Source organism: Pseudomonas sp. 25 R 14 (genome assembly GCF_900004755.1).
Lineage (GTDB): Bacteria > Pseudomonadota > Gammaproteobacteria > Pseudomonadales > Pseudomonadaceae > Aquipseudomonas > Aquipseudomonas brenneri.
In genome coordinates this window covers 185003-199335 of the sequence record NZ_CVTS01000024.1, presented here as the reverse complement: position 1 = coordinate 199335, position 14333 = coordinate 185003, and the positions used below count along the sequence as shown (strand labels likewise).

Below are 14333 nucleotides of genomic sequence, written 5' to 3'. Positions count from 1 at the left end.
CCGGCGTTTCGGCCGGCCAGCCGAGGAACTCACCCCGCAGGATTTCCCACTTGTGGCCGATGCCTGGCGTGCGTTTCATCTTGAACCCGGCACCATTGAGCAGGCGCCGCACCCAGCCGGTGCTGGTAAAGGTGCTGATGGTCGAGCCCGGGGCTGCCAGCCGCGCCAGTTCGGCGAACAGTTCGGCAGTCCACATGTCAGGGTTTTTCGCCGGTGCGAAACCATCAAGAAACCAGGCGTCGACCTGCGCGTCCAATTGCGGCAGTTGTTCCAGTGCATCTCCGACCAACAGCGTCAATGTGACGCGCCCGTGATCCAGCACAAGGCGCTGGAAACCTTGATGAATAGCGATGTACTGCGCGAGCAATTGATCGGCCAGTGGCTTGAGTTCCGGCCAGAGGGCGAGCGCGCGTTGCAGGTCGGCGTGGCTCAGCGGGTACTTTTCCACACTGACAAAATGCAGGCGCGCACCTGCTACCGCATGCTGTTCAAACAGCTGCCAGGCACACAGGAAATTGAGCCCGGTGCCAAACCCCGTTTCTCCGATGATAAGCCGCCCGCCCACGGGCAGCGCGGCAAAGCGCTCCTGCAGACGGTTCTGCTGGAGGAACACGTAGCGGGTTTCTTCCAGGCCCGACAGGTCGGAGAAATACACGTCGTCGAACACCCGCGAGCGCGGGCGTCCCTGGTCGTCCCAATCAAGCTGGGCATTTGGCAGTACGGGGTTCATGGGCAACTCGGCCAAGACAAGGCGGCCATTCTAGCCGATACCGGAGCATGCGATTGATCCACGGTTGCCCGTGTCGAAATAATGGCGGTAGCCCATTAGTTCTTACATGGAAAAAGCCACCGAAATACCACGTTGATTGATTAACTATCAGCGTTAATTCAACGCCTTGCACCGGGGTATCGTTAACGCTTGATTATTGGGCAATAAAGGATATTGCTGATGCAGGCACAGGATGATTTGACTAAGACATGTACTCAATTGACGCAGCAACAATTGCAAGCTGCCTTGTTGGAAATGACGGGCGATCTAGCCAAGGCCGATGTGCTGCAAAAGCGCCTGCCGGGCTGGATGATCAATGCCCCGAAAGGTTTGCTGGAAGCGCTGGAAAAGGATGCTGAGCGGGTTGAAGAAGCCAGGGTTGCGGTCGAAGGCCGTTTGAGGCGGTTACGGTCGCTGGATGAGTTTTGCAGTGGGCACTTGAAGGCGTACTGCCAGAAAAAGTGGCAGGCAACGGTGGACCCCAAAAAGGATCTTTTTGTCTATGCCACCTACGAATACCAAAAAGCAGTCCTTCCGTTGGAATATGAGAGAAGCCTCAAGCTGGAACGGCAGAGCTTGTTGCACATGGCGCTGCAGAATTTTTCCGAGGAAGAGGCGCGAGCGGGGCATTACTCAGAGGAGTCGGGGCTGCAAGCCGGATCAGCCCCCTATGCAGCTATCGCGGTCTCTGCGCATGAGTTTGCCAAGGGTTGCAGGGAGCTGGATCTTGGTCGGCTGTATCAGCAGCACATCGCTGAAGTATTTCACCTGGATATTGGCGAGACCGCTGATGGGCCCTACGTCAACGGGGCAGCGGTTGATATTGGTTGGATGAAAACCCTGGACGTAAGAATCGACGCGCATATCGCCTGCATGCGTGGCGATATCACCCAGGACTCCTACGCCATGCTATGCACGCTGCTTGATCGGAACATGACTCCCGCCCAGGCCAAAGACCTGTTGTTTCAGGGGCGCCCGGTCCTCTGGCAAGGCTTGAATGCACTCGACTGTTGCCTGTGGAGTGTCGTGGTGTTCTCGGGACGGCCGATCGGGGATTACCCGGAAGAACCCTGCGTGGTCTATATGCCCAATGAGCCCAAACGACCGTTCTTTGAGTATCCCTCGCTCAATGACTTCAAGGTCTATCTGGATCTGAAGCTGGAAGTCTCCACCTATCGCACATTCTTTACCGGTTACCTGGGGGAGGTTGACCGGCTGGTTTTTTTCAGTCGGTTTGGGGAGCACCGTACGCTGGGTGTGCTGGCGGCCAAGCCCATAACGACCAGCTTGGCGCTCCACTTTTTTGCCACTTACGTGGGCAAGTTGCAAATCGACGCGAGGACACTGGCGGTACCGGTGGTAGATGTCGATGAGGACGTCCGCAAGCAGCGCTTGCTGGAGTACCTTGATGCCGGTTTGACGCTGCTCAACCTCGCGGGCTTTGTCGTCCCAGCGTTGGGATTGCTGATGACGGGGGTGGCGGTGGGGCAGATGCTTGGCGAGGTGTATGAGGGCATTGAGGACTGGCGTCGCGGTGACAAGGTAGAGGCGCTCAAACAGTTGGGTGCTGTGGCGGAGAGCCTCACGTCGATGGTGTTGTTCGCGGCGGGGGCCAAGGTGGTTGGTAAGGTTTTGAAGCGCGCCCGACAGGGCATTGAGGGCTACTTCCAGGAACTGGAGGCCATACGTTTAGACGACGGTAACCTACGGCTATGGCGCCCCGACATACTGCCGTACGCCCATGATCAGCACCTCGTCGAGAATAGGGTTGCCGATGCGGAAGGCATTTATAAAGTAGGTGGTCATTCCTACGTAAAGGTCAATGGTTTCGTCCATCAGGTTTCGTTTGATCCAAAGCTGGGTCAGTGGCGGGCTAACCCCGCTGTGCGGCAGACGGCCTATCGTCCGGCAATGCTGCACAACGGTGAGGGCGCTTGGCGTTTTTCATTTGAGAGGCCTGAGACGTGGGAGGATGAAGGGTATCTCTTTTCACGCCTGGAACCCGCGAGTCGTCACCCGGTGCTGGATTCGCGCAAGTTGCAACTGGTCAAGTCCATCATGGACAAGCCCCACCGATGGGGTTACCACCTGGCTCAGGAATGCCTTCCCTTTCCCGCACGGTTTCGTGATTTATACGAGCGTTTCAGGCTGGAGCACTCCATTCGTGACCTGATCTGGCTGTTGGAGCGCAGTGTTTACCTCAATGCTGAAAGTGCGATCTTGCAGATGCACGCTTTGCCCTTGTTGTCGGGTTGGCCTAAGGGCCGTTATTTCGAAGTGCTTGACGCCCAGGGAGGCGTCAAGGCGCGTTACCCCTCCACCGGGTTTATTGACGATGTCAGGCAGCGATTGACCATCACCGAGAAAGCTGTGTCCGAGGGGAAGGTGTTTGATGTGTTGTTGTCCCGGTTGGATGAGCAGCAAAAAATCGGGCTGTTGGGGGAAGGTGTTGCTGCCAATCAGGAGCACGCTGTATTGGCGCGCCAATTGCTTGAGCACCTCAAGGCTGATCGTAAACCGCTGTTTGAGCAGTTGTATCAGTCCTATGACGGGCCGGTGCCACAGGAGTGGGAGTTGCTCAGGAAGACGTATCCGCAATTGCCCTATCGAGTCATGCGGGAGGTGATGGCTGAGGCGTCCTCGGTGGAGAGGGAATCTCTGCGTGACAAGCAGCGTGTTCCCATGGGGCTGGCCGAATCGGTGCGATATGCACTCGAAGAACAGCGCCTGGATCGCGCCCTTGCCGGTTTTGAACAGCCTGAGTTGGCTGGCCTCGACACGCAGTGTCTCGCGGTTCGCATGTTGCCGCGCGTAGACGGGTGGGATAAGTCGCTACGACTGGAGTTACGCCAGGATTCTCCACAGGGTGACTTATTGGCCCTTGGTGCGGTTGAGAGCGCCAGCGTGCGTCGGGTTGTGGTCAGGTCCACAGCAGGCTTTGAGCCGTTCGATGACAACGCTGTGAGTAGGGGGGCAGTTCAGTCAGGTCCGGATGGGCTTTTCGAGGCGATCCTGGGTACGCTGGAGGACAGGCAGCGGACGGCTTTGAAACTGCCTTTGGAAGGGACCGAAAGCGGCTGGAGGCTGCGACGTATGGTTGCCGACCGGGCTCAGAGTGAACGTGATGTGGCGGCCGAGGCTTTTTCCACTAAGGCCCACGAGCCCCAGACGGTGGAAATACCTTGCAAGCAGGCGGATCCAGCGACCGGTTCGGCGGCGCAATCCTCTGCGCTGGTGCGCAAAGTGAAGAAGATTTATCCGCTGTTCAGTGACGAGCAAGCATTTGATCTTCTCCAGTCGGTGTCAGGTGTCGATGAGCTTTCCCGGGCCAAGGCCGTTGCTCGTATGGAGGATGACCTGGGTCATCTGCGGGCAATCCTCAAGCACTGGAAGAGCAACGTTGGAGACCTGGAGAAACAACCGGGTTTCAGAGGCATTCGGCAGAGCCGCCAGCAAGTGGCGGAGCGCATTGAAGCATGCTGGCGGCGCCAGGGTTTTGTACTTGATGAAGTGCAGGTGCCCGTTTACGGTCTGACTCTGGACGGGATGCGGGTGGGCTCATTGCCGAAATTTCCCCACGAAATTCGTTTCGATCATGTCCGGCAGTTGTCCCTCAAAAATATGCGCTTGGACGATGACGCTGCCTACTTTCTGAGGCACTTCAAGGGGCTTAGGCGCCTGGATCTGGACCGTAACAGTCTGACCCGGCTACCGGAATATCTTTCCCGCATGCCTGAACTCGACAGTTTGTCGTTGCCTCACAACCAGCTTGCGCTGACCGAGTACACCCGAAAAAAACTGGCCGACATGACCACGTTGCGTCGGTTGGACATGAGCCACAACCCTGTTGAGGTGCACCTGGATGTCAGCAATATGCACGATTTGCATACATTGTTATTACAGGACACGAGGATTGTCGACCTGCCTATAGGGCTCGGGCGCCTGGCCCATTTGGAACAGGTGGATCTGCGCAATAACTGGATTACGGTGTTGCCCGACTGGGTATTCACCATAACGCGCGGTTTCAGCCAGGCGATCAACTTGGCTGGTAACCCATTGTCCGCCACAACGATGACTGCACTGGTCCGCTACCGAGACGAGATGGGTATTGGTATGGGCCTTGTGGATGACGATCAATCACGCTTTACCGAGTTGAGCGCCCGGGCGGCCTGGTTGCCGGACGAGGTGTCTGCTCAAGATGCCAACAAACGCACCCTTTGGGCGAACCTGCGCGATGACCCTGACTCGGCGCCGTTGTTTACATTACTGGCCAAACTATCCGATACCGCCGACAGCCGTTACGTCCGTGAGGATTTGAGCCGCAGGGTCTGGGACGTCCTGCAATCGACCCACGACAGCGTCGAGCTACGCGAGCAGGTCTTTCAACTGGCGGCTCAGCCGCCAAACAGTTCGGATCAGGCTGCAGAGACTTTCAGTCAGATAGAAGTCCTCAAGACGGTCAAGAATGCGACTCGTCAGGCCGGTCGCGGGCAAGGTAACACGGATGTGTTATTGACCTTGGGGCGTGGTTTGTTTCGCCTCGGTGAGCTGGAAAAAATTGCGGCACGCTACGCCGTCGAGCATTCCTCCGAGTATCCCTTGGAAGTCAGCCTGGCCTACCGAGTCGGGTTGGCCAAGACCCTTCAGTTGCCGGGACAACCCAAGCACATGCAGTATGCTTCATTGGCCGACTTGACCAGCAGCGCTTTGGAGAGGGCGCGCGAACAGGTCCTCACTGCCGAGTTATCCCCTGCGTTCTTGTGTTTTATTGCACAACTGTCTTTCTGGAAAGTCCATCTCAAACAGCAGTTTCCCCGTGAATTCGGATTGGTCACCGAACCGTTTGATGTGCAACAGCAGACGATCTTCGAGAACGGTCAAAACCTCACCGACGGGGAGTACCGCAGGCAAATAGAAGCCCTGCGTTCTCCTCGCCAGCAGGCGATAAGCGAGGTGCTGGAGCGCCTGACCCATCGGATGATGAAACACCAGGACCTGGGCATCTGTCATGTGTCTGAGGGCTGACCAACAAGCACGGCAATTGATCCACGGCAAGCCGTCTGGAATTCCTTGCCCGGCGTGCTGCCCAATCCGCTAGTCTTGATCCATCTTGGAAGGGAGTCGCCCATGTTTGAATCTGCCGAAATCGGTCATGCCGTCGATAAGGACACTTACGACGCTGAAGTCCCGGCCTTGCGTGAAGCCTTGCTGGAAGCGCAGTTCGAGTTGCACCAGCAGGGACGTTTCCCGGTGATCGTGCTGATCAACGGCATCGAAGGGGCCGGCAAGGGCGAGACCGTCAAGCTGCTCAATGAATGGATGGACCCACGGCTGATCGAGGTGCGCACCTTCGACCAGCAGACCGACGAAGAATTGGCCCGTCCGCCGGCCTGGCGCTATTGGCGGCAATTGCCGGGCAAGGGGCGCATGGGGGTGTTCTTCGGCAATTGGTACAGCCAGATGTTGCAGGCGCGCGTCCATGGCCAGATCAAGGACGCCCGCCTGGACCAGGCCATCGCCGGGGCCGAGCGCCTGGAGCAGATGCTCTGCGATGAAGGGGCGCTGATCTTCAAGTTCTGGTTCCACCTCTCCAAGAAGCAAATGAAGGCGCGGCTCAAGTCCTTGCAGGATGATCCGCTGCACAGTTGGCGCATCAGCCCGCTGGACTGGCAGCAGTCCGAGACCTACGACAAGTTTGTGCATTTCGGCGAACGGGTCTTGCGTCGCACCAGTCGCGACTACGCACCCTGGCACGTGATCGAAGGCGTGGATGCCCATTACCGTGGCCTGACGGTGGGCAAGATTCTTCTGGACGGTTTGCAAAATGCCCTGAAGCTGGCCAAGGTCAAGGCCAGCGGAATTCACCCTGCGCCGCTGCCGACTGCCGTCGATCAACGCAGCCTGCTCGATAGCCTGGACATGACCCAGCGCCTGGAGAAGGACGACTACGAGGAGCAGTTAATCACCGAACAGGCGCGGCTTTCCGGCTTGATGCGTGACAAGCGCATGCGTAAACACGCGCTGGTCACCGTCTTTGAAGGTAACGATGCGGCGGGCAAGGGCGGGGCGATCCGTCGGGTGGCGGCGGCGCTGGACCCGCGCCAGTACCGCATCGTACCGATTGCCGCCCCCACCGAAGACGAGCGCGCCCAGCCGTACTTGTGGCGGTTCTGGCGGCAGATTCCGGCACGGGGCATGTTCACCGTGTTTGACCGCTCCTGGTATGGCCGCGTACTGGTGGAACGGATCGAGGGCTTTTGCACCACGGCGGACTGGATGCGCGCTTACGCCGAAATCAACGATTTCGAGGAGCAACTGCGCGATGCCGGGGTGATCGTGGTCAAGTTCTGGCTGGCGATTGATAAGGACACCCAGTTGGAGCGTTTCCAGGCCCGGGAAGAGATCCCGTTCAAACGCTTCAAAATCACCGAAGACGACTGGCGCAACCGCGACAAGTGGGATGCCTACCGGGCGGCCGTGGGTGACATGGTGGACCGCACCAGCACCGAGATTGCGCCCTGGACGTTGGTTGAGGCCAACGACAAGCGCTGGGCGCGGGTCAAGGTGCTGCGCACCATCAACCTGGCGTTGGAAGAGGCCTTTGCCAAGTCCGACAAACACGACAAAAAGAAGAAGCACAAGTAGGAGCGAGCTTGCTCGTGAAAATCGTCAACGATAACGCGGGCATCCTGAATGAACGCGCAGCCCTTGCGTCTTTCGTCGGAACGCCGCCCGGAGCCAAGCTCGCTCCTACAGGGTTCGAGCCATTCTTTTGCATACGTCAGGTGAATGATCATCGCGATCACCCGGCGCTGGATCTATCCTCGATCTGTCTCCCAACAACGACAAGATTGAGGTAGTCCATGCGTGAAGTAGTGATCGTCGACAGTGTGCGAACCGGCCTGGCCAAGTCCTTTCGCGGCAAGTTCAACCAGACCCGTCCCGATGACATGGCGGCGCATTGCGTGAACGCGTTGCTGAGCCGCAATGGTCTCGACCCGGCCAGCGTCGAGGATTGCATTGTCGGCGCCGGCTCCAACGAAGGTGCCCAGGGTTACAACATCGGTCGCAACGTGGCAGTGCTGTCGCGCCTGGGCACCGGTACCGCGGGCATGACCCTCAACCGTTTCTGCTCCTCAGGGCTACAGGCGATTGCCATCGCGGCGAACCAGATCGCTTCCGGGTGCAGCGACATCATTGTTGCCGGCGGTGTCGAGTCCATCAGCCTGACCATGAAAAGCGTCAACACCGATAACCTGATCAACCCGCTGCTCAAGGAGCAGGTGCCGGGCATCTACTTCCCCATGGGCCAGACCGCCGAAATCGTCGCCCGCCGTTATAACGTCAGCCGCGAGGAGCAGGACCTGTACGCCCTGCAAAGCCAGCAGCGCACCGCCCAGGCCCAGGCCGACGGGCTGTTCGACGATGAAATCGTGGCCATGGCGGTCAAGTACAAGGTTGAGGACAAGAACTCCGGTGAGGTGCAGATCCTTGACGGTGTGGTCGACCGTGATGATTGCAACCGTCCGGACACTACCCTGGCCAGCCTGAGTGGGCTCAAACCGGTGTTTGCCGAGGACGGCTCAGTGACGGCGGGCAACTCGTCGCAATTGTCTGATGGCGCGTCGATGACCCTGGTGATGAGCCTGGAAAAAGCCCTGGAGCTGGGCCTCAAGCCAAAGGCGTTTTTCCGCGGCTTTACCGTCGCCGGCTGCGAGCCGGACGAGATGGGCATCGGCCCAGTGTTCTCGGTACCCAAATTGCTCAAGGCCCGTGGACTGCAAGTGGCCGATATCGACCTGTGGGAACTCAACGAGGCATTTGCGTCCCAGTGCCTGTATGCGCGCAATCGCCTGGAGATCGACAATGCCAGGTACAACGTCAACGGCGGGTCTATCTCGATTGGCCATCCGTTCGGCATGACCGGCTCGCGGCAGGTGGGGCATCTGGTGCGTGAGTTGCAGCGGCGTCATTTGCGCTATGGCATCGTCACCATGTGCGTGGGGGGTGGGATGGGGGCGACCGGCCTGTTCGAAGCCGTGCGCTGATCTATAAAACACCGCAGATCAAATGCGGGCTTGCTCGCGATAGCGGTATGTCAGTCGCTGGATGTGCTGGCTGACACACTGCTATCGCGAGCAAGCCCGCTCCCACATTTTGAACGGTGTTGTGTCCTTTAAATTACGCCCCTAAAACCTTTCATATCACCCTAGAATGCATCCCTCATTCCACTGGCTCCTGGGGCACTCATGCACATCTCTTCCGGCCGCTGGGTCTACGGTTTATCCCTGACCCTGCTGACCGCGCTGCTCTGGGGCATTCTGCCGATCAAGCTCAAACAGGTCCTGCAGGTGATGGACCCGATCACCGTGACCTGGTTTCGCCTGATGGTGTCCGGTACGTGCCTGTTTGTGTACCTGGCCGCCGTCAAACGCCTGCCCAGCCCGAAAGTCCTGGGCAAGCGCGGTGGCTGGCTGGTGGCAATGGCGGTGTGCGGCCTGGTGGGCAACTATGTGCTGTACCTGGTCGGGCTGAAGATGCTGAGCCCCGGCACGGCGCAACTGGTGGTGCAGATGGGGCCGATCTTCTTGATGATCGCCAGTGTGTTCCTGTTCAAGGAGCGTTTCAGCCTGGGGCAGGGCGTGGGCCTGCTGGTGCTGATCATCGGTTTTGCGCTGTTCTTCAACCAGCGCCTGGCAGAGTTGTTGACGTCCTTGGGCACCTACACCGCCGGGGTCCTGACCATTTTGCTGGCGACCACCATCTGGGTGTTCTACGCCCTGGGCCAGAAGCAATTGCTGACGGTGTGGAATTCATTGCAGGTGATGATGGTGATTTACCTGTGCTGCGCGTTTTTGCTGCTGCCCTGGGTGCATCCCATGGAGGCGCTGCAACTGAGCCCATTGCAAGGCTGGCTGTTGCTGGCGTGCTGTTTCAATACGCTGATTGCTTATGGCGCGTTTGCCGAGGCGCTGGCCCATTGGGAAGCATCGCGGGTCAGTGCGACCCTGGCGATTACGCCGCTGGTGACGTTCGTGGCGGTGGCGATTGCAGCCTGGCTGTGGCCCGACTATGTACACGCCGAACAGATCAACGGCCTGGGGTATGGTGGCGCGGTACTGGTGGTGCTGGGGTCGGCGTCGGTGGCGTTGGCGCCGTCCTTGATCGCCGGGCTCAAGGCCCGGCGCGCAAGGTCGGTACAACCCCTGTAGGAGCCGGCTTGCCGGCGAAAAGCCCGAGGGCAACGCGGGGCATCAGACATCCCGCGTTATCGTTGACGTTTTTCGCCGGCAAGCCGGCTCCTACAGGGGCGGGGATCAGTGCCCTGCTTCGAGCATATTCTCCGGGCGTACCCACTGGTCGAACTCGGCATCGGTGAGGTAGCCCAGGTCCAGCGCCGCTTCGCGCAGTGTCAGCCCCTCGGCATAGGCTTTCTTGGCAATCTCTGCTGACTTGTCATAGCCGATATGCGGGTTCAACGCCGTTACCAGCATCAGGCCCCGTTCCAGGTGCTCGGCCATTTGCTCGGCGTCGGGCTCAAGGCCGGCGATGCAATGTTCCTGGAAGTTGCGACAGCCGTCGGCGAGCAAGCGGATCGACTCCAGCAGGTTGTGGATAATCACCGGCTTGTACACGTTCAATTGCAAATGCCCTTGGCTGGCGGCAATGCCGATGGTCACGTCGTTGCCCAGGACCTGGCAGGCCAGCATCGACAGCGCCTCGCACTGGGTCGGGTTGACCTTGCCGGGCATGATCGAACTGCCCGGCTCGTTGGCCGGCAGGCGCACTTCAGCAAGCCCAGCGCGCGGGCCCGAGCCCAGCAGGCGCAGGTCGTTGGCGATTTTCATCAAGGCCACGGCCAGGGTTTTCAGGGCGCCGGACAGGGTGGTCAGCGGTTCATGGCCCGACAGCGCGGCGAATTTGTTCGGCGCGGTGACAAATGGCAACCCGGACAACGCGGCGATTTCTGCGGCAATCGCCTCGCCAAAACCATGGGGCGAGTTCAGGCCGGTGCCCACCGCCGTACCGCCCTGTGCCAATTCGTAGACGGCGGGCAGGGCACTGCGAATGGCGCGCTCGGCGTAGTCCAGTTGCGCGATAAACGCCGAGACCTCCTGGCCGAAGGTAATCGGCGTGGCATCCATCATATGGGTGCGGCCGGTCTTGACCAGCTTCATATGGCGCGCCGACAACTCTGCCAGGCCACCGGACAGTTCACGCAGCGCCGGTAGCAACTGCTCGTGCACCGCCTGCACGGTGGCAATGCTCATGGCGGTGGGGAAGCAGTCGTTGGAGCTCTGGGAGCGGTTGACGTGATCGTTGGGGTGTACCGGGCTTTTGCCGCCACGGGGCTGGCCCGACAGCTCGTTGGCGCGGCCGGCGATCACTTCGTTGGCGTTCATGTTGCTTTGGGTGCCGCTACCGGTCTGCCAGACCACCAGCGGGAATTGGTCGTCGTGCTGGCCATCAAGCACTTCATCGGCGGCCTGTTCGATCAGCCGGGCGATATCGGCGGGCAGGTCGCCATTGCGGTCGTTGACCCGCGCCGCGGCTTTCTTGATCAAGGCCAGGGCGTGCAATACCGCCAGTGGCATGCGTTGCTCGCCGATGGCGAAGTTGACCAGCGAACGTTGGGTCTGTGCGCCCCAGTAAGCGTCATCCGGGACCTGTACTTCGCCCAGGCTGTCGGTTTCGATACGGCTCATCGCGGGGACCCTCCTTGTAGTCGGTTTGCGCAGTTTAGGCCCTGGGCGCGCGTTTGGGTTCCATAAAACCCATTTCATCGGCCAAACTCCCGCAAAACCAGGCCCTACAAGGCGTGGGGTTGAGTGCCAGCGTTTTTTAGGCGCAGAATGGTCGCCCTTGGGGTCTTACCTCGCCTGCTAGAAAAGGAAACTCGATGACTCGTCTTCGTGCCATCTGTACCGCGGTTGCTCTGGTATGTGCCAGCGGCCAGGTTCTTGCCGATACCGCCAGCCACAACGCCAGTGCCGAAGCCTTCCTGACCCTGGCCCACGCAGACAAGCTGGGCACCCCGGTGTACATGCAAGTGCAGCAAATGTTTGCCCAGCGTTTCGAGCAGACCAAGGCGCCTGCCGCCAAGCAAACCGTTCTGGACACCTACCAGGCCAAGGCCAACGCCGCCCTGGACCAGGCCATTGGCTGGAACAAGCTCAAGCCGGACATGGTCAAGCTGTACACCAGCAACTTCAGCGAGTCCGAACTCAAGGACCTGGTTGCTTTCTACAAGTCGCCACTGGGCAAGAAAGTCCTGGAGAAAATGCCGCAACTGACCCAGCAATCGGCCCAGTTGACCCAGGCCAAGCTGGAAAGCGCAGTGCCGGTGGTGAACAAACTGTTGGAAGACATGACCAACGAACTGGCTCCGGCGAAAAAAGCCGCCGCGCCTGCCAAGAAGTAAGTGGAGCCAGCAATGACCATGCAACAGCGCATCGAGACGGCGCTTGACGCCCTGAGCCCGGAACACCTGAGTGTGCTGGACGAAAGCCATATGCACAGCCGTGGATTGCAGACGCACTTCAAGGCCGTGCTGGTCAGCCAGCAGTTCGACGGGCTCAATCGCGTCAAGCGCCACCAGAAGGTCTACGCCACGTTGGGTGACCTGATGGGCGAGTTCCATGCGCTTGCGCTGCATACCTACACGCCTGAAGAATGGGCAAAAACCGACGCAGCCCCGGCCTCGCCGACCTGCGCTGGCGGACATTGATGGGTAACGGTCAACCTCTGTAGGAGCGAGCTTGGCTCCGGGCGGCGTTCCGACGAAAAACGCAAAGGCGCCGCGTTTACCCAGGGTGCCAGCGTCATCGTTAACGAGCTTCGCGAGCAAGCTCGCTCCTACAGTTCAGGGTTTATCCCTGATAGAATCCGCAACGCGCCGCTCAGTCGGCGCGTTTTTTTTGCATCCGGTTCACCCTTTGCGAGGGTAGCCACCTGGAGAGAACACCCATGACACAACCCATCGTCGTGGCGGCACTGTATAAGTTCGTCACCCTCGAAGATTACGTCACCCTGCGCGAGCCTCTGCTGCAAGCCATGGTCGACAACGGCATCAAGGGCACCTTGCTGATCGCCGAAGAAGGCATCAACGGCACCGTTTCCGGTAGCCGCGAAGGCATTGATGGCCTGATGACCTGGCTGAAGAACGACCCGCGCATGGTCGACATCGACCACAAAGAGTCGTACTGCGACGAGCAGCCGTTCTATCGCACCAAGGTCAAGCTCAAGAAAGAGATCGTGACCCTGGGCGTCGAAGGCGTCGACCCCAACAAAAAAGTCGGCACCTATGTTGATCCACAAGACTGGAACGCGTTGATCAGCGACCCAGAAGTGCTGTTGATCGACACCCGTAACGACTATGAAGTGTCGATCGGCACCTTCGAAGGCGCGATTGACCCGAAAACCACGAGTTTTCGCGAATTTCCCGACTACATCAAAGCCAACTTCGATCCAGCCAAGCACAAGAAAGTTGCCATGTTCTGTACCGGCGGCATTCGCTGTGAAAAAGCTTCGAGCTATATGCTCAGCGAAGGCTTCGACGAGGTGTATCACCTCAAGGGCGGCATCCTCAAGTACCTCGAAGAGGTACCGCAGGAAGAAACCAAATGGCAGGGCGACTGCTTTGTTTTCGATAATCGCGTGACCGTGCGCCACGACTTGAGCGAAGGTGACTACGATCAATGTCATGCTTGCCGCACACCGATTAGCGTAGAGGATCGCGCATCCGAGCATTATGTGGCTGGCATCAGTTGCCCGCATTGCTGGGATAAGCTGTCCGAGAAGACCCGTCGCAGTGCGATCGACCGCCAGAAGCAGATCGAACTGGCCAAGGCCCGCAACATGCCGCACCCGATTGGTTACAACTACAAGCAATCATCCACCGAGGCTTGAACCATGTCTGCACGCCTGCTCTATGTAATGGACCCGATGTGTTCCTGGTGCTGGGGTTTTGCCCCGGTGGCCAAGGCCTTGGTCGAGCAGGCCCAGGCGGCGGGCGTGGAGCTGCACCTGGTGGTGGGCGGTTTGCGTACCGGCAGTGGCGCGGCGCTGGAGCCGGCCACCCGGCGCTATATCCTGGAGCACTGGCAGGCGGTGACTGAGGCCACTGGCCAGCCGTTTCGCCTGGAGGGCGCCTTGCCTGACGGTTTTGTGTATGACACGGAGCCGGCATGCCGCGCGATAGTCACAGCGCGCAGTCTGGCGCCGGATTGCGCCTGGACGTTGCTGGGGCTGATCCAGCAGGCGTTTTATGTCGAAGGTCGCGATGTGACCCGCGCCAGTGTGCTGGTGGAGCTGGCCGAGACTGCGGGCGTGCCGCGCATTGAGTTTGCCGAGGCCTTTGACCGCGCTGAACAGCATGCCGCCACGGCCGCCGATTTCACCTGGGTGCAGGACCTGGGCATCGCTGGGTTCCCCACGTTGCTGGCCGAACGCAATGGTCAGTTGGCGTTGTTGACCAACGGCTACCAGCCGCTGTCCGAGCTGTCGCCTTTGCTCGGTCGCTGGCTGGAGCGAGCTGCCTGTGCATGACCCGTCTCATACCGGC

Annotated in this window: 10 protein-coding genes; 8 read left to right on the top strand and 2 right to left on the bottom strand. The window is 59.5% G+C overall.

The features are described 5' to 3' along the window. A partial coding sequence (gene mnmD / locus BFQ03_RS05260) for a tRNA (5-methylaminomethyl-2-thiouridine)(34)-methyltransferase MnmC2 (RefSeq protein WP_139115645.1) occupies positions 1 to 730 on the bottom strand: 730 nt, incomplete at its 3' end. 219 nt (positions 731 to 949) lie between these two features. Between mnmD and BFQ03_RS05255 the strand changes: the two genes are divergently transcribed. From BFQ03_RS05255 to BFQ03_RS05240, 4 genes are all read left to right on the top strand, one after another. Beyond that, positions 950 to 5794 (top strand): NEL-type E3 ubiquitin ligase domain-containing protein, encoded by a 4845-nt coding sequence (locus tag BFQ03_RS05255; RefSeq protein ID WP_065942633.1) that lies wholly within the window; start codon positions 950 to 952, stop codon positions 5792 to 5794. 102 nt (positions 5795 to 5896) lie between these two features. Beyond that, positions 5897 to 7414 (top strand): polyphosphate:AMP phosphotransferase, encoded by a 1518-nt coding sequence (gene pap, locus BFQ03_RS05250; protein WP_065942632.1) that lies wholly within the window; start codon positions 5897 to 5899, stop codon positions 7412 to 7414. A gap of 218 nt (positions 7415 to 7632) precedes the next feature. Continuing rightward, a complete protein-coding gene (locus tag BFQ03_RS05245) occupies positions 7633 to 8817 on the top strand; it encodes a thiolase family protein (protein WP_065942631.1) in 1185 nt (394 codons plus the stop codon). Between the two features lie 201 nt (positions 8818 to 9018). Next, positions 9019 to 9981, top strand: coding sequence for a DMT family transporter (locus tag BFQ03_RS05240; protein ID WP_065942630.1), 963 nt, complete (start codon positions 9019 to 9021; stop codon positions 9979 to 9981). A gap of 105 nt (positions 9982 to 10086) precedes the next feature. Here the strand turns inward: BFQ03_RS05240 and BFQ03_RS05235 are convergent, their stop codons facing one another. After that, a complete protein-coding gene (locus tag BFQ03_RS05235; protein WP_065942629.1) occupies positions 10087 to 11475 on the bottom strand; it encodes a class II fumarate hydratase in 1389 nt (462 codons plus the stop codon). A gap of 194 nt (positions 11476 to 11669) precedes the next feature. On the opposite strand from BFQ03_RS05235, the gene BFQ03_RS05230 reads away from it, so the two are divergent. The 4 genes from BFQ03_RS05230 (at position 11670) to BFQ03_RS05215 (ending at position 14317) form a co-directional block, all read left to right on the top strand. Continuing rightward, positions 11670 to 12191: a DUF2059 domain-containing protein gene (locus tag BFQ03_RS05230; RefSeq protein ID WP_029298732.1), complete on the top strand. Its 522-nt coding sequence runs from the start codon at positions 11670 to 11672 to the stop codon at positions 12189 to 12191. Positions 12192 to 12203: 12 nt separating this feature from the next. Next, positions 12204 to 12497: a BolA family protein gene (locus BFQ03_RS05225; protein ID WP_032863177.1), complete on the top strand. Its 294-nt coding sequence runs from the start codon at positions 12204 to 12206 to the stop codon at positions 12495 to 12497. Between the two features lie 239 nt (positions 12498 to 12736). After that, the gene (locus BFQ03_RS05220) at positions 12737 to 13678 is read left to right on the top strand and encodes an oxygen-dependent tRNA uridine(34) hydroxylase TrhO (RefSeq protein WP_032863175.1); all 942 of its coding nucleotides are present in this window, start codon (positions 12737 to 12739) and stop codon (positions 13676 to 13678) included. 36 nt (positions 13679 to 13714) lie between these two features. Next, positions 13715 to 14317, top strand: a complete 603-nt coding sequence (locus BFQ03_RS05215) for a DsbA family protein (RefSeq protein WP_174553309.1) — start codon at positions 13715 to 13717, stop codon at positions 14315 to 14317. The last annotated feature ends 16 nt before the right edge of the window (positions 14318 to 14333 follow it).

Excerpts from the sequence above, each read along its gene's own strand:
- BFQ03_RS05235 (WP_065942629.1), bottom strand. The coding sequence starts at position 11,475 with ATGAGCCGTATCGAAACCGACAGCCTGGGCGAAGTACAGGTCCCGGAT.
- BFQ03_RS05255 (WP_065942633.1), top strand. The coding sequence starts at position 950 with ATGCAGGCACAGGATGATTTGACTAAGACATGTACTCAATTGACGCAG.
- BFQ03_RS05215 (WP_174553309.1), top strand. The coding sequence starts at position 13,715 with ATGTGTTCCTGGTGCTGGGGTTTTGCCCCGGTGGCCAAGGCCTTGGTC.
- pap (WP_065942632.1), top strand. The coding sequence starts at position 5,897 with ATGTTTGAATCTGCCGAAATCGGTCATGCCGTCGATAAGGACACTTAC.
- BFQ03_RS05220 (WP_032863175.1), top strand. The coding sequence starts at position 12,737 with ATGACACAACCCATCGTCGTGGCGGCACTGTATAAGTTCGTCACCCTC.
- BFQ03_RS05230 (WP_029298732.1), top strand. The coding sequence starts at position 11,670 with ATGACTCGTCTTCGTGCCATCTGTACCGCGGTTGCTCTGGTATGTGCC.
- BFQ03_RS05240 (WP_065942630.1), top strand. The coding sequence starts at position 9,019 with ATGCACATCTCTTCCGGCCGCTGGGTCTACGGTTTATCCCTGACCCTG.
- BFQ03_RS05245 (WP_065942631.1), top strand. The coding sequence starts at position 7,633 with ATGCGTGAAGTAGTGATCGTCGACAGTGTGCGAACCGGCCTGGCCAAG.
- BFQ03_RS05225 (WP_032863177.1), top strand. The coding sequence starts at position 12,204 with ATGACCATGCAACAGCGCATCGAGACGGCGCTTGACGCCCTGAGCCCG.